The 15160-nt window shown below is 45.0% G+C and carries 13 protein-coding genes; 9 read left to right on the plus strand and 4 right to left on the minus strand.

Annotated elements, in window-relative coordinates:
- The first annotated feature begins 136 nt into the window (after positions 1-136).
- The 3 genes from NL645_RS00090 to NL645_RS00100 all read left to right on the plus strand — a co-directional run bounded on the left by NL645_RS00090 (position 137) and on the right by NL645_RS00100 (position 5777).
- Positions 137-2497, plus strand: coding sequence for a Lon protease family protein (locus NL645_RS00090; RefSeq protein ID WP_005394880.1), 2361 nt, complete (start codon positions 137-139; stop codon positions 2495-2497).
- Between the two features lie 294 nt (positions 2498-2791).
- Positions 2792-4420 (plus strand): methyl-accepting chemotaxis protein, encoded by a 1629-nt coding sequence (locus tag NL645_RS00095; RefSeq protein ID WP_005394881.1) that lies wholly within the window; start codon positions 2792-2794, stop codon positions 4418-4420.
- A gap of 397 nt (positions 4421-4817) precedes the next feature.
- Positions 4818-5777 carry a porin gene (locus tag NL645_RS00100; RefSeq protein WP_253650926.1) on the plus strand — a complete coding sequence of 320 codons (960 nt, stop codon included), beginning with the start codon at positions 4818-4820 and terminating at the stop codon, positions 5775-5777.
- Positions 5778-5899: 122 nt separating this feature from the next.
- Here the strand turns inward: NL645_RS00100 and NL645_RS00105 are convergent, their stop codons facing one another.
- Positions 5900-6637: a flagellar brake protein gene (locus NL645_RS00105; protein ID WP_041853113.1), complete on the minus strand. Its 738-nt coding sequence runs from the start codon at positions 6635-6637 to the stop codon at positions 5900-5902.
- Positions 6638-6773: 136 nt separating this feature from the next.
- Here NL645_RS00105 and NL645_RS00110 point away from each other — a divergent pair, with 136 nt between their 5' ends.
- Positions 6774-7049, plus strand: coding sequence for a GNAT family N-acetyltransferase (locus NL645_RS00110; protein ID WP_006741945.1), 276 nt, complete (start codon positions 6774-6776; stop codon positions 7047-7049).
- Positions 7049-8026, plus strand: coding sequence for an ecdysteroid 22-kinase family protein (locus NL645_RS00115; protein ID WP_253651413.1), 978 nt, complete (start codon positions 7049-7051; stop codon positions 8024-8026). Before NL645_RS00110 ends, NL645_RS00115 begins: the two co-directional genes overlap by 1 nt.
- Before the next feature lie 43 nt (positions 8027-8069).
- Here the strand turns inward: NL645_RS00115 and NL645_RS00120 are convergent, their stop codons facing one another.
- Positions 8070-8570 carry a GNAT family N-acetyltransferase gene (locus tag NL645_RS00120; protein ID WP_046875775.1) on the minus strand — a complete coding sequence of 167 codons (501 nt, stop codon included), beginning with the start codon at positions 8568-8570 and terminating at the stop codon, positions 8070-8072.
- Between the two features lie 395 nt (positions 8571-8965).
- Here NL645_RS00120 and napG point away from each other — a divergent pair, with 395 nt between their 5' ends.
- The 4 genes from napG to NL645_RS00140 all read left to right on the plus strand — a co-directional run bounded on the left by napG (position 8966) and on the right by NL645_RS00140 (position 12459).
- Positions 8966-9736: a ferredoxin-type protein NapG gene (gene napG / locus NL645_RS00125; RefSeq protein WP_006741942.1), complete on the plus strand. Its 771-nt coding sequence runs from the start codon at positions 8966-8968 to the stop codon at positions 9734-9736.
- Positions 9736-10590, plus strand: a complete 855-nt coding sequence (napH, locus tag NL645_RS00130) for a quinol dehydrogenase ferredoxin subunit NapH (RefSeq protein ID WP_253644825.1) — start codon at positions 9736-9738, stop codon at positions 10588-10590. Before napG ends, napH begins: the two co-directional genes overlap by 1 nt.
- Before the next feature lie 204 nt (positions 10591-10794).
- The gene (locus NL645_RS00135) at positions 10795-11976 is read left to right on the plus strand and encodes an MFS transporter (RefSeq protein ID WP_005394895.1); all 1182 of its coding nucleotides are present in this window, start codon (positions 10795-10797) and stop codon (positions 11974-11976) included.
- A gap of 171 nt (positions 11977-12147) precedes the next feature.
- Positions 12148-12459, plus strand: a complete 312-nt coding sequence (locus tag NL645_RS00140) for a YrhK family protein (protein WP_043884592.1) — start codon at positions 12148-12150, stop codon at positions 12457-12459.
- Between the two features lie 124 nt (positions 12460-12583).
- On the opposite strand, the gene NL645_RS00145 is transcribed toward NL645_RS00140, so the two are convergent.
- Together NL645_RS00145 and NL645_RS00150 are read right to left on the minus strand one after the other, a co-directional pair.
- The gene (locus NL645_RS00145; RefSeq protein ID WP_253650927.1) at positions 12584-13423 is read right to left on the minus strand and encodes an energy-coupling factor transporter transmembrane protein EcfT; all 840 of its coding nucleotides are present in this window, start codon (positions 13421-13423) and stop codon (positions 12584-12586) included.
- A complete protein-coding gene (locus tag NL645_RS00150) occupies positions 13420-15159 on the minus strand; it encodes an ABC transporter ATP-binding protein (protein WP_253650928.1) in 1740 nt (579 codons plus the stop codon). The genes NL645_RS00145 and NL645_RS00150 overlap by 4 nt, the downstream gene beginning before the upstream one ends.
- Between the last annotated feature and the right edge of the window lies 1 nt (position 15160).

The following is a 15160-nucleotide window of genomic DNA, read 5'->3' on the forward strand; positions in this document are numbered from 1 at the left end:
CAATTGCAAGTGCGTATTGATATCACTTTTGTGCTCATAAAATGTCCAATCAAACTAGGGTGGAAGGTAAATCACTTAAAATTAAGCAAATAATCTCTACACTCAAATGACGAAAATAAGAAAAAAGGAAGTGGATATGGCAATACTAAGATTGGAAGCTAAGCAGCTATATTCTGTAGCAGATCTAGAGAATATGCCATGTAAGTCGACCAAGGAGTTACCTCCAATTGATGAGATTGTGGGCCAAGAGCGCGCGCAAAAAGCGGTCGAGTTTGCGATGTCCATCAAAGAGAAAGGGTATAACATCTACGCCATTGGTCAGAATGGGCTAGGTAAACGCACCATGATCCTGCGCTATCTGAATCGTCACCAGCACGATGCAGCAGCCTTGTTTGATTGGTGTTACGTTGCGAACTTTGAAGATACCCGCACACCCAAGGTATTGAAGCTGCCTTGTGGTATCGGGAATAAGTTACGTGTTGATATTGAAGCCTTAATGGGCAAACTACTGAATGCTTTACCCCTAGCGTTCGACAATGAAATGTACTTTAGCCGCGCTGAGCGATTAAAAAATCAATTGGCAGCGAAACAACAAAACGAGCTGGACCGCATTAGCCGAGAGGCAAAAGAGAAAGGCATTAGCTTGACGCTTACCACACAAGGCGATTATCAGTTTGTCGCCATGAATGGTGACGAGCTTCATACGGAAGAGTCTTTTGATGCACTAAGTAAGAAAGAGCAAGAGCAGTTCAGCGATGCTATTGATGAACTCGAAGTACGATTACGTTCGATGGTCCGTGAACTCACAGAGTGGGAAGAAACTTACAGCGACAAAATCAAAAAGCTTAATGATGAAGTGACGCTCGATGTGATTACTCACTTCATTAAAAAGCTCAAAGTGGATTACGCAGAATATTCTGAAATCAAAACGTACTTAACTGAGCTGCAAAAAGATATTGTTGAAAACGCAGATATCTTCCTTGACCAAAGTGGTGAGCAAGGCGAAATTGCGACGGCGTCGTTGGATAAAAAATTACCACGTCGTTATAAAGTGAACGTCTTGGTAAGCCGCAACAGCAGTGACTTTCCTATCGTTGTTGAAGAAAACCCCAATTACCATTCGCTCTTCGGTTCGATTGAGACAGCCACTTTCAAGGGAACCGTATTTACCGACTTTTCGCTGATTCGTGCGGGGAGTTTGCATAAGGCGAATGGCGGCGTTCTGTTAATGGATGCACAGAAAGTGCTTGAACAGCCTTACGTTTGGGATGGTTTGAAGCGCGCACTGCGTGCTCGTCAATTGAGCTTTACCTCCCTAGAAAAAGAAGTGACATTGACAGGGGCGGTATCACTCGATCCCGAGCCTATCCCGCTCGATATTAAAATCATTCTGTTTGGTGACTACCGAACTTATCAATTGCTGCAGCATTACGATCCAGAGTTCAGTGAATTGTTCAGAGTGACAGCGGATTTTGAAGATGAGATGAAGCGAACGCCAGAGTCGGAACTGCACTATGCGCGCTTTATTTCTAGCGTCGTGAACGACAACAATATGCTGCACTGTGATAGAAAGTCCATGGGACGGATTATCGAATACAGTTCACGCTTGTCTGGTGATCAAACCAAGCTATCACTCCACTCTGCCAATATTGCGAATTTATTACGTGAGTCAAACTACGTTGCTCGTCAAGCCAACTCCAACATGATCCGTATCGGTCATGTGGAGGAGGCACTCAAGAACCAAGAAATGCGAGTGAGCCGATTACGCGACAATGTGATGGAAACGTTTGTTAACGGTACAACCTTGATTCGCACTGAAGGGAAGGCTATCGGTCAAGTGAATGCCCTCTCGGTATTAAGCACTAGCGACTACATGTTTGGCGCGCCGAATCGCATCACCGCGACGACGTGTTACGGCGATGGGGATGTTATCGATATCGAACGCAGTGTGGATTTGGGCGGCAGTATTCACTCTAAAGGCGTGATGATTCTATCGGCCTACTTGTCTTCCGTGTTTGGTAAAACGGCGCGAGTACCATTAACCACAACGATTACGTTTGAGCAATCTTATGGTGGTGTCGACGGTGATAGTGCCAGCATGGCAGAGCTATGTGCTGTGGTGTCTGCTTTTTCAAAGCAACCAAACCGACAAGACATTGCGATTACAGGCTCGATGAATCAGTTTGGTGAAGCTCAGCCGATTGGTGGTGTGAACGAAAAAATTGAAGGCTTTTACGATGTGTGTGTGATTAAAGGTCGTCATGAAGGGCAGGGGGTCATTATCCCGCAATCTAATGTTCATAACTTGATGCTCCGTTCCGACATCGTGAAAGCAGTAGAAAAAGGTGAGTTTAATATTTGGGCGATTGATCATGTCACTGAAGCCATCGAGCTGTTCACGGGGAAAGTCGCCGGTGAGCCAACCGATGAAGGTTCTTATCCAATAGATACGATTTTTGGCCTTGCTCAAGCTAAGCTCAATTCGTTGAGAAAATAGCCTAAAACCGCCCTAAATGTGAATGTATCTCATCATAAGTGATCACAATTTATCATAACGACAATATCCCGACACTACTGTCGGGATATTGTCAATAACAGATTGAAAATGGGGACTTTTTGTACTAGACAAAAGTGTGATCGACCTCTAATATTCGCCACTTGTTTATTCGTCTGGGAACTTTCCCGTCGCAAGGAAGCATAGATATTCAAATAACCGAAATGCAGCTTCAGTATTGAGAGTTGCTTGAGTTCGTTTGGATATAGGCATCACGCATACAACTGAGGTCCAGTCATGCAGTTATCACTGAAAAATTTGTCAGTACGAACGCAAATTTTGGTTCCGGTATTATTTACCGCGATTGTTTTGTTTATTGCTTTGTGGATTACCAAAAACAATCTTCAAGCTGAGCAAGATGTTATTGCTTCCAACCAAGAGTCTTTGGTTTTCCATAAAGACACTTTGGCGCGTATTGACGATGAAATTTATCCACTTCGTATTACAGCGGTTTACGCTATCTACGACGCTTCCCGTCGTGAAAATTTTCTTAATGAATTGAAAGAAGGCTTAAAGCAGGTTGAAGCAGATTTAAGTGCGATTGAAGCTCGTAATCTGTTTCGTGAAGATGCGATTAAAGTTCGCCAAGCGATTGAAGCCTATGTTCGATATTCAGAGCGCTCAGTGGCTTTCTTTAACCAGTACGATCAAGGCTTGAAGTCGGACAGTGAGTACCGTGCATTCATTAAAGAGTACCGTAATGTTGGCCGAGAAATGGTTCAACAAATCAATACTCTGTCGAAGCATGTGAATGACCAAGCAGAGCAGTCGACCATAAGAAGCCATCAACAGAATGAGCGTGTACAAAACAACGCTATGTTGACAGTTCTTGCGGTATTTGCGTTCTCATTGGTCGGGGCGTGGATCTTATCAGGCATGATTGTTACGCCTATTCAAAAACTTCAAGAAGTTATGCGTCAGTTGGCAATGGGCAACTTATCAGTTCGCGCAGATGTAGATGGTGATAACGAAATTGCGAAGCTGAGCAAAGATGTTAACCAAACAGCAGAACAGCTTTATAACACGGTCGACCAGCTAACTCGTATCAGTGAAGAGGTTGCCTCGGCATCGACTGAGCTTGCCGCAGTAATGACGCAAGCAGAAGCGAATGCTCAGCTAGAGCTCGCTGAGATAGAACAAGTTGCATCGGCTGTTAATGAACTTGCCAGCACCGCAAACAACGTGAGCGATAACGCAACGTCTGCGGATTCGACAGCTCGCGAAGCTGATGGTCTTGCGCAATCAGGTCTGGCTATCTTCCAAGAGAGCGCAGAAGCAAGCGCACAGATGTCTCAGGCATTGAACGATGCAGCGCAAGTCGTACTGCGTTTAAAAGAGCAGTCGGTTCAGATCAACGACGTTATTGAAGTGATTCGCGGTGTCTCTGAGCAGACCAACTTACTCGCATTGAACGCTGCGATTGAAGCTGCGCGTGCTGGTGAGTCTGGTCGTGGTTTTGCGGTTGTTGCGGATGAAGTACGTATGCTCGCGGCACGGACTCAAGACTCGACTCAAGAGATCCAAACGATTATTGAAGAACTTCAAGCGCAGTCTGGGCTTGCGAATGACAGCATGCAAGTCAGCCTTGACATGCTCAGTCGTAACAACGAACTGACGCAACAAGCGAATGAGGCATTGGTTGGTATTACCGAGTCGGTAGCCAACATTAACGATTCAAACACGCAAGTGGCAACCGCAGCCGAAGAGCAGTCTCAAGTCACTCAAGACATCAACCGCAACGTGGTTAACATGTCTGAACTGGTTAACCAGAATGTGGCGGGTATTAGTCAAAGCGCAAGCGCGAGTACTGAGCTTTCATTACTTGCAGAGAAGCAGAAAGAGCAATTGAGCTTCTTTAAGCTTTAATTCGCTATTCGCCTAACAAAATGTATAAATCCCTGAGCTATTGCTTGGGGATTTTTTTGTTTGTGAGAAACTGATTTAAAATTAGGAAGTCTATCTAAAACAGTCATTTAGTGAAAATATTTTGCGAGCAAAATCACATATAATGAGATTGTTTTTACATTTTTTGCGTCAATTTTTTTTGACGCGAACGATTTTTTTACCTCAACCGATAACTTGATGGTTGAGAGGTATTCATATCGTCATTTTACTTGGTGTTTTCTTCTATAAGTGCTGTTTATTCAACGCGTTGCGTGAAAAATAACAGCTGCTACTATGCCGCCAGTTTTCTCGTTGGTACAGAAAAGTCCTGTTTTTCTGGTGAGAAAATACATATAAAACAATGATATGGAAAATAACAATGAAATTAAAAACTTTAGCTGTAGCAGTGGCGCTAATGGCATCAGGATCTCAAGTTGTCGCTTCAGAACTATACAACCAAGATGGCACTTCTCTTGAGATGGGCGGCCGCGCTGAAGCGCGTCTTTCTATGATGGATGGTAAGGCAAAAGACCGTACTCGCATCCGTCTTAACTTCCTATGCAAACAGGAAATCAATGAAAACCTATACGGTGTTGGTTTTTGGGAAGGTGAGTTCGAAACAAAAGAAGAAGGTGCCGTAGATAACAACAGTGATCTTGAAACTCGTTACGCTTACGCAGGCCTAGGCGGTAAATACGGTGAAGTAACTTACGGTAAAAACGACGGTGCATTATTCGTTCTTACTGACTTTACCGATATTATGGCTTACCACGGTAACACTACAGCACTTAAGCTGCCTGTATCTGACCGTACAGATAACATGCTTTCTTACAAAGGCCAATTCGAGCAACTAGCTGTACGTGCTAGCTACCGCTTTGCTGATCGCACAACAGATGCAAAAGGTTTTACAGACAACGAGGAAGATGGCTTCTCTCTATCTGGTATCTACGCATTTGCTAATACTGGTATTGAACTAGGTGCTGGTTATGCAGACCAAAACGATAGTGATGAGTTCATGCTTGCTGCTGCATACTCTGTAGGTGATTTCTACTTCGCTGGTAACTACACAGGCGCAGACGTGGATGTTGCAGGTGAGTCTGCGGATTACAAAGGCTACGAACTAGCTGCATCATACACTATGGGTCAAACTGTATTTACTTCTACGTTCAACAAAGGTGAGCTAGAAGATGCTGATACTGTAGAAAACCTAGCTGTTGATGTTACTTACTACTTCAAGCCTAACTTCCGTGGCTACGCATCATACAACTTCGATCTAATGGATAACGAAGGCGCTGATGAAAAAGATGAGCTAGCGCTAGGTCTACGTTACGACTTCTAAGTCGAAACTGTTATCTAAGATACTGCCTTATTCTTAGTAAACAAAACCCCTTACTTTACAGTAAGGGGTTTCTTGTTTTCCGGGTATCAAAACTGGCCGCTACTTGGTGCTCATTATCAAAGCTACCTTTTTAGTGTGAGTTTAGTCCCATCAAATTTTAGGTGACTCAGGAGACTTTTAGCGTTGGTTTTACCAACCTCATCAAACTCCATTCCATAGCGAGCATGGTGTGTCGATTTTTGTAAGTTACAAATACGACCTCGCAATGGCGCGAGCATGTGGCTTTCACCGGGCATGGTTAGGTCCAATGAAACGCGATCACCAACCTGAAGTGGTCGGCTCATTGGTGATGTCACAAAGCGGCAGCCACTACGAGATAAATCTCTTATCTCGCATTCAGTTCGATAGGCTTCTAAACAAACGCGCGCTCTCAAATTCACTTCGTAACGTACTTCTTTACGAAGCTGAAAGACCTGCATGGTGTTAGGTAGACTTAGCACTAAAATTGGATACGGGTCGCCGAGTCGGTGCTGCAATTGCGCCCGAAATGGAATGACAGCACCTTCCCCTCGATGAGAGTACGCTTTTACATTGATCCAAAAGCCTTCTTGAAAATAGAATTTCAAGTCCTCATCGGAGATGTTCGGAACCTCTATCAATGCGGTATTATTTGAGTGACAGCCGACAAATGTGCTGGTTGTAATAAACTTGGTACCAACAGGTGTCGTGACGTTTAAACTTACTTCACTGCCATGTTCGACCATTGCCATTGCATCGGTGCTATTTAGTGTACTTGCCTGACGTTCGGGTGCCTTCTTGCTTTGCAGAGGTAGTTTGCCGTCTCTGGCAATAGGGCTCATATTTCTCATTATTATTGTCGTACCTGATTTGAGAAGGTAATGGCGTGAAGTGACAGAGCACTTCCGCATGGTGTTGATTCTATTCAGTGATATAGTTTGATTCAATCAATCCGTAACAAAAATTAGAGAGCAAGATATGCATAAAGTAACTCATGAAGTTGAAAACAACACATTTTGGGTTGATTTAGAACAAGGTTATAAAGCCAAGGTGGTTTATCAGCTTGAGAATAATGTCATGCACATCACATCAACCGTAGTTCCTGAAGCATTACGAGGTAAAGGGTACGGAAAAGTGATGATGGAAGCGGTATTGCCAGAAATTGAGGCACTCGGTTATCAAATCAAACCAGTCTGTCCATATGTCATTCATTATATGGAGAAAAACCAAGCGTGGTCACATCTGCTTGCATGATGATGAACGACAACCACCAACGTTACCAAAGCATTGGCCAGGAGCTAAAGCTCGGGAATTATCAAGCGGTAGAAGTCATACAATCGCTATGGGGAGGCTATGGTGAGTTAGTCCGAGTTAATTATTCAACTTGTTCGGTGATCATTAAGCATGTAAAACTCCCTAAGTCTTCAGAGCACCCAAGAGGTTGGAATACTGACCGATCTCACCAAAGAAAGCTGCACTCTTATCAGGTGGAAGTGAATTGGTATACGCATTTTTCCAGAGAGGTGAGCACTCGCTGCCGAGTACCACAAGGTCTAAAAACGTTCCAATCGGAGAATGAATGGCTCATCGTGATGGAAGATCTCGCCGAGGCAGGCTTTCCAAAAGTCATCACCGATGCAAAGCTAGAACATCTACGAGCCTGCCTTGCTTGGTTGGCGAACTTTCATGCGCGCTACATCGGTGTTCGCTCGGATAAGCTGTGGCATAGCGGCACGTATTGGCACTTGGCAACCAGACCCGATGAGCTTGAGGTGCTGCAAGACACCGAGCTAAAAAATTATGCTCAATTGATAGATCAAACGCTTTCGCAAGCCAAGTTCAAGACTTTTGTACACGGTGATGCCAAATTGGCGAACTTCTGTTTTGATCGAGAAGAATCAAGCGTTGCTGCGGTCGACTTTCAATACGTCGGACAGGGCTGTGCGATGAAAGATGTAGCACTGTTCATGAGCAGCGCCGTCAAGCCAGAACGTTGTGCAGAGATGGAAGTTTGGGTCTTGGATACGTATTTTGCTCAGTTGCAACAGGCGTTAATGGTTTATCAGCCGAATCTTGACCCCAATGAAGTCGAGCGTGAATGGCGTCCTTTGTTTGCGGTTGCTTGGGCTGACTTTCAGCGCTTTGTGAAAGGCTGGAGTCCTGATCACTGGAAGATCAATCCCTACACAGAAGCATTGACTAGCAGAGCGCTGACTCACTTACGAAAGTGAGTAGAAGTTTAAGAAGAAAAGCCTCCAATTAGGAGGCTTTGATTTATTTTTTACTTGGCCTGATACGTGCCATGTAATAGGTATTGATGAACTCGCCATCTCGGAAGGAGCCATCAATCGCCTCTCCTTCAATTTCAAAACCATGCTTTTTGTACAGGCCAATCGCGGCCTCGTTGTCGGCATTCACTTCTAACTGGATGCGTCTTACATTCAACCAGTTATCCGCCAACTCGATGATGGTTTCAATTAACTTACTTCCCACGCCTAGGCCGTGAAACTGGTCGTGAACGCCAATACCAAACGCGGCCGTGTGCGCCGTTCTTGGACGCTGCGAGTGGTGAAAGCCAATGTTACCCACTACTTTACCATCGATTTCAGCGACGTAGCTATAAACGCCTGCGGGCATATTTGACAATCGTTCTACCCACATTGCGAGCGAAGGTTTTGGGAGTTGCAGGGTTTCACGTTGTGCTTTTGGTTGTGAATAGATTTCTACGAGTGCCGCTGCGTCTTCAACGGTTGTTGGACGTACGATAATTTCCATGCTTCTCTCCTTCGCTTTTTAGTATTAATTTTCAATCTAACCACAGTTCCTTATTTTGGATAGTATTTTTTGAGGTTTGAGAGATAAACACCTTTTAAATTAGGTTGTTATAGCGATGTTTTTCTAAATTTTAGTAGTCATTTATCTTTGAATTTAGCGAATAGATTGCAAAGGTGTTGAATTATTGTACTGAAAATGGCGTGCACGGCAGAGTATCGTGGTGAATTTCATGTTGGAGGAAATAAATGGAATTATTCAAACTGTGACGACGGCACTGTACATCAGTTGACTTGAATCAATTGAGGGTGGAGTTACCTCTTATGAGGTATGGGGAAGAGGTACGTTTAGCGCTATTTATGCTTAACTTGATAAAGGAGTTTCGTTGAGGAAATAGCATGAAATCCTCTCAGTCTAAAACATCGCAAAGTCGGCGTCGATTTTTGCGTGATACTGTCCGAACTGCGGCAGGCGTTGGCGCAGCGGCGTGTGTGTTGGGCTTACAATCGCTGCAAAGCCAAGCTCGAGAAACGAAAGGTGTGCCTATTCGCCCACCCGGTGCTTTGCCAGAAGGCGATTTCGAATCAGCCTGTATTCGATGTGGCTTGTGTGTTCAAGCATGCCCTTACGAAACATTGAAACTTGCGACATTACTTTCACCCGTCGCGACTGGCTCACCTTACTTTACTGCACGCGATATTCCCTGCGAAATGTGCGAAGACATTCCTTGTGTTGTCGCTTGTCCGAGTGGGGCGCTGGATCCGAAACTAACCGATATTGATGATGCTCGAATGGGTACAGCGGTTCTTATTGACCATGAAACTTGCCTTAACTGGCAAGGATTACGATGCGACGTTTGTTATCGCGTTTGTCCGCTGATTGATGAAGCCATCACGTTAGAGATGGTTCACAACGACCGAACCGGTTATCACGCCAAACTTATCCCAACAGTGAATTCCGAAGTGTGTACCGGATGTGGCAAGTGCGAACAAGCGTGCGTGTTGGATGTCGCTGCTATTAAAGTCGTCCCGACGGATTTGGCGAAAGGCAAAGTGGGCAGTCACTACAATTTTGGTTGGAAAGAGATCGACAAACCACTCGAAAATATCCTCCCTAGTGAGACGCCTGTACCGGAAGGTGCGCTTGAATCGCTAAAAGGAGGTAAGTAATGGCAAAGAACTTAGCTCAAAATGCTGGAAAAGAAGCGGTTGAAAAGCTTGGCTGGTGGCGCGCACATCGGTTTTTGATTTTACGCAGACTATGCCAGCTCACCATCATTGCGCTGTTTATGGCTGGGCCGACGCTGGGAATTCTAACCGGTAATCTGTCATCAAGTATGTTGCTCGACACAGTGCCGTTAAGTGACCCGTTAATTTTGCTTCAAGCTTTGGCGACAGGGCATGTTCCGGAGTTTAATGCGCTGTTAGGCGTAGTGATTGTCGTGGTGTTTTACGCGATTTTAGCGCCGCGCGCATTTTGTGCGTGGGTGTGCCCGTTAAATATCGTGACAGATTTGGCGGCTTGGCTGCGCAGAAAGCTCAACATTAAAGCGAGCTATCGTTGGTCTCCTACTATTCGTTATTGGCTGATCCCTGTTTTGATGTTGGGTAGTGCTCTGTCTGGCGCGATTCTTTGGACATGGTTAGATCCAGTGGCGGCATTGCATCGCGGATTGGTGTTTGGTATGGGCGCAGGTTGGGTGTTGATCGCACTGGTGTTCGTACTGGATTTACTCTTAGTTGAGCATGGGTGGTGTGGGCACTTATGTCCACTGGGGGCTACCTATGGTGTGATAGGCCGAAAAAGCCTGTTGCGCGTTACCGCTGTTCGCCGCGAGGATTGCACGAAATGCATGGACTGCTTTTATGTTTGCCCAGAACCAGAAGTGCTTCGACAACCATTGAAAGAGGGAGATCGTCGAGTTATGGATCAAAACTGCATTAGCTGTGGCCGCTGTTTGGATGTGTGTCCAGAACATGTGTTTGAATTTAAGAATCGTCTAACAGTAAAGAATATCGATTAAGTTACTGAGCCTCATCACTGGCGTTTTTACCTATTTCTCTCGATATTTCAACATCGCGCTTAACCAAGGAATTGAGTGCGATGTTTATTTTCATAACAATATCTCTACACCGTATCTGCTTGGCCAGGGTTGAAAATAATAATGATATTGCGAATTTGTTACATTTAAAGCTATGATGATGCCTTCATATTTAAAGGAAACATCATGACTACCTCATCGCAAGGCTGGAGAACGCCGCAAAATTTCCTCCTGTTAATTTCCATTATCGTGCCCATTGCTTTTTCTACTTGGATGGCGTTGTTGAACAACTTTGTTATCGAGAAAGCGAACTTTGATGGCGCTGATATCGGTTTACTTCAAAGTGTTAGGGAAGTACCTGGCTTTCTAGCTTTCACTGCGGTATTCGTTTTACTTTTTATCCGTGAACAACGCTTTATGCTCGTCTCTTTGGCGATGCTTACGCTTGGTACGGCATTAACAGGTTATTTTCCCACTTTGTACGGTCTACTTTTTACCACCTTGTTAATGTCCACCGGTTTCCACTACTTTGAAACACTAAAGCAGTCTTTGTCTTTACAATGGCTATCGAAAGAAGAAGCCCCGGAAATGCTGGGTAAATTTATTTCTGTTGGGGCTTTGGCTTCTCTGTTTACCTACGGCGCCATTTGGGTTTCGCTCGAACAGCTCAAACTTGATTTTAAAACGGTCTATCTAATGGCAGGTGGTTTAGGTTTTGTGCTTATTTTGGTGATGGCATTTGCTTTCCCTCAATTTAAAACAAAAGTGCCTCAAAACAAGAAACTCATTCTGCGTAAACGTTACTGGTTGTACTATGCGCTCACGTTTATGAGTGGTGCTCGCCGTCAGATTTTCACGGTTTTCGCTGGCTTCTTGATGGTAGAGAAGTTTGGATACTCTGCCGCAGACATTACCTTGCTGTTTTTGATCAACTATGTCTTTAACTTCTTGTTTGCGAAGCGAATCGGCCGCTTCATCGGCGTTGTTGGTGAGCGTAAAGCGCTGATGTTTGAGTACGTCGGTTTGATCTTCGTATTCGTCGGTTATGGTTTGGTGCAAACCGCGGAGTGGGCTGCTGCATTGTATGTTGTCGACCATTTGTTCTTCGCGCTAGCGCTTGCTATCAAAACCTACTTCCAAAAAATTGCTGATCCTGCCGATATGGCGTCGACCGCTGGGGTTGCGTTTACTATTAACCATATTGCGGCGGTTGTGATACCCGTTACGTTTGGTGTGATTTGGCTGGTTTCTCCTGCTAGCGTATTTTACATCGGTGCAGGTATGGCGGCTGTGAGCTTACTGCTGTCACTCAATATTCCAGCGAAGCCAGAAGAGGGCAATGAGACCCGCTTATTAAAGTGGAGCTAAGTTGGTACTTACTATCTAGTAATAGAAGTTAATTACTGTTAATAGCTTTATTGACTTGGGTGCTTAGGCACCCTTTTCTTTATCCTCATGTTGTGTCTTCTATGGTTGTACATATCTATTGGGTCCGTTAGGGTTTTATACCTAAGTATGTTGAAATTACTCGGATACAACATGAGTCGAAACACTAAGGAGGGTTTTACAGTGCAGGTACATGGCAGGGAGTTGGATTTAGATCTAGGAAACCGTCACGTCGTTATTCAACGTCGCTATGAGGCGTTAGGTGCTGCCAACGATCTGCTCATAGCTATTTGGTTTTTAATTGGTAGTTTTTTCTTTTTGAATGATTCGTTGATTGAAAGCGGGACTTGGCTGTTCATCGTAGGCAGCGCACAGTTGATCATTAAGCCCCTGATAAAACTGATGAGTTTAGTTCATGTTGGTCGCTTAAATAAGCAACTTTCTGGCACATCAACGAGCCGCTGAGATTACACGCCTATTTTGAGCACCTGCAAGCAAGAGGCTAATGAGCGGGTTATCGAGGAGAAAGAGGGAAACATAACGTGGTCACAACACTAACCACGTTATGTTCAGTTTGAAGCTTTAGAATTTAAAACGGATACCAGAACAGTTGTGTGTCCATAACACGCTTGCTGATCGCAGCCATCACTATCACTGCAATCCCCGCCATGCAGATCATATCGGCTTTGGTCAGGGGTTTTAGGCTGTACCAGGTGCGAGATGAGTGACGGCCAAAACCACGTAGCGTCATCGCGTTTGAGATTTGGTCTGCTCTGTCCAAACTAGAGAAAATCAGAGGGCCAAGAATCTTTGCCACGTTCTTCATACGAGTGAACAACGGAGCCTTCTTACTCAGTTCTACTCCGCGTGCTTGTTGCGCGTGCATGATGTTAACAAAGTCCTTTTTCACTTCCGGCAAGTAGCGCAGCGTTAAGCTCACGGCATAGGCGATTTTGTAAGGCACACCCAAGCGGTTCAAGCTAGCTGAAAACTCCGTCGGGTGAGTGGTAAATACAAACACTAACGCGATTGGGAACATGCTAAAGTATTTCAACGTCACTGTTACTAGGTAAAACAACGTCTCTTGAGTGAGCGAGTAATTACCGGGTAACGAGAGTAAAACCGTTGATGAGCCCATGAACTCAGTACCTTGTTGCGGTGCTAACGCGAACATAAACAGGGCATTGATCAGCAATACCGTGCCTGTACCGAGTAAAAGTGGTTTGTAGACATGAAATGGCACTTTGGTCACTTTCAATAAGCCCAAACCAAGCACAATCAACAGTGCAATGATTCGCAAGTCAAACGTGGTCAACACCACCGTTACCCAAGCAATGAAAAGCAAGAACTTAGTAATGCCATTCAACTTATGAAGTGGCGATTGGGTATCGATGTAGTTGATACCAAACTTCATCTTATTGTCTTTCATGCCACCGCTTTCTCTGGTTGGTTTACTTCGCTGCTTTTTTGTTGGCGGTGCGCTTTCTCTACATTGATAAAATGCTGCATAAAGCCATTGGTGTCTTCGATGCCAACTTTCGTAGCCAACTCAAACAGACTTGTTGTGGTGAGGTTCGCTTGGTCTAGTAGCTCTGGACTGCTGAATACCTGCGTCATTGGTGCATCCGCGACTAATTTACTGTCTGCAATCACGATAGAGCGCGTGGTGTATTCCAGCACTAAATGCATGTCATGAGAGATGATCATCACGGTTACGCCCAACTCGCGATTGAGCTTTTCGATGAAACTCAGCATAGACGTGTAGTTCCGGTAGTCCTGACCTGCCGTCGGTTCATCAAGGATCAGAAGCTCTGGTTCCAAGACCAGAATTGACGCAATGGTCACGCGCTTTTTCTGGCCATAACTCAATGCTTCGATTGGCCAGTGACGGTATTTGCTCAAACCGCACAGCTCAAGGACTTCAAGTACTTTAGCTTCGATCTGTTTCTCTTCAATGCCACGATTACGGAGGCCGAAGGCCACTTCGTCGAAAATCATGTGATGGGAAATCATGTGATTCGGGTTTTGCATCACCACGCCCACTTTCTGGCTGCGCTCGAAGATGGTCAGTTCGTTAAGATCTTGACCATTCATGCTCATTGAGCCGCTATCCGCTTCAATAACGCCCATAATCAGTTTGGTGATGGTCGATTTACCCGAGCCATTTTTGCCAAGTACAGAGACAAACTCGCCACGCTTGATGTCAAAACTCACGTCTTCTAACGCGTTTTTCTCACCGTCGTAAGAATAGGTAAGGCCACGGACTTCAAGCAAAGTCTCGGCTGGCGTTTTAGGTGGTTGTGCTGTTGAACCATCAAACCATGCTTGTACTGCTGGTTTATATTGCTCCAACGGTAAGGTAGTTAAGCTAGAAGGTTTTGCATCGCCCTCAATCGCGCAGCCTGCTTCTTTCAGAGCCGAAATATAAAGCGGTTCGCGGATGCCGTAATCTTCTAGCAGAGGCGACGCTAAAATTTCATCTGGCGTTGTATCGGCAATGATTTCGCCGCTTTCCATCAAGATAATACGGTCAACTGAGCGATGCAGAACGTCCTCAAGACGATGCTCAATGATTACGATGGTTTTGCCTGTTTCGCGGTGTAGCTCATCGATGATCTCGATGGTTTTTTTACCCGTTTTAGGGTCAAGCGCAGCTAATGGTTCATCAAACAAAAGGATATCGACGTCATCGACGAGAATGCCCGCCAAAGAAACACGCTGTTTCTGCCCGCCAGATAAATCGTGGGGAGAGCGATCTAACATCTGTTCCAAGTCGACCATTTTGGCCGTGGCTTTGACCAATGGGTACATGTCGATGTTAGAAGTTAGCTGGTTTTCCAGCGCAAATGCGATGTCTTCGCCAATGCTCAAGCCGACAAATTGGCTGTCCGTATCTTGCAGTACGGTGCCAACTTGCTCAGTGTATTGGTGCATGTCGAAAGGGGCAGTGTCTTGACCATTGATGGTCAGTGTTCCACTGGCTTCCCCTTTGATTGCGTGTGGGATCAGTCCGTTAAGACATTGCCCAAGGGTAGATTTACCACTACCACTTGGACCTATAATGACGATTTTCTCTCCTTTCTCTATCCTTAGATTGATATTTTTTAGCGTCGGTTTGTCCAGCGACTCATATCTAAAAGAGAAGTTAGAAAATTCGATTGTCATT

Source organism: Vibrio sp. Y51_MX_L26 (assembly GCF_024181935.1).
GTDB classification, from domain to species: domain Bacteria; phylum Pseudomonadota; class Gammaproteobacteria; order Enterobacterales; family Vibrionaceae; genus Vibrio; species Vibrio diabolicus.

Excerpts from the sequence above, each read along its gene's own strand:
- NL645_RS00090 (WP_005394880.1), top strand. The coding sequence starts at position 137 with ATGGCAATACTAAGATTGGAAGCTAAGCAGCTATATTCTGTAGCAGAT.
- NL645_RS00095 (WP_005394881.1), top strand. The coding sequence starts at position 2,792 with ATGCAGTTATCACTGAAAAATTTGTCAGTACGAACGCAAATTTTGGTT.
- NL645_RS00100 (WP_253650926.1), top strand. The coding sequence starts at position 4,818 with ATGAAATTAAAAACTTTAGCTGTAGCAGTGGCGCTAATGGCATCAGGA.
- NL645_RS00105 (WP_041853113.1), bottom strand. The coding sequence starts at position 6,637 with ATGAGCCCTATTGCCAGAGACGGCAAACTACCTCTGCAAAGCAAGAAG.
- NL645_RS00110 (WP_006741945.1), top strand. The coding sequence starts at position 6,774 with ATGCATAAAGTAACTCATGAAGTTGAAAACAACACATTTTGGGTTGAT.
- NL645_RS00115 (WP_253651413.1), top strand. The coding sequence starts at position 7,049 with ATGATGAACGACAACCACCAACGTTACCAAAGCATTGGCCAGGAGCTA.
- NL645_RS00120 (WP_046875775.1), bottom strand. The coding sequence starts at position 8,570 with ATGGAAATTATCGTACGTCCAACAACCGTTGAAGACGCAGCGGCACTC.
- napG (WP_006741942.1), top strand. The coding sequence starts at position 8,966 with ATGAAATCCTCTCAGTCTAAAACATCGCAAAGTCGGCGTCGATTTTTG.
- napH (WP_253644825.1), top strand. The coding sequence starts at position 9,736 with ATGGCAAAGAACTTAGCTCAAAATGCTGGAAAAGAAGCGGTTGAAAAG.
- NL645_RS00135 (WP_005394895.1), top strand. The coding sequence starts at position 10,795 with ATGACTACCTCATCGCAAGGCTGGAGAACGCCGCAAAATTTCCTCCTG.
- NL645_RS00140 (WP_043884592.1), top strand. The coding sequence starts at position 12,148 with ATGAGTCGAAACACTAAGGAGGGTTTTACAGTGCAGGTACATGGCAGG.
- NL645_RS00145 (WP_253650927.1), bottom strand. The coding sequence starts at position 13,423 with ATGAAAGACAATAAGATGAAGTTTGGTATCAACTACATCGATACCCAA.
- NL645_RS00150 (WP_253650928.1), bottom strand. The coding sequence starts at position 15,159 with ATGACAATCGAATTTTCTAACTTCTCTTTTAGATATGAGTCGCTGGAC.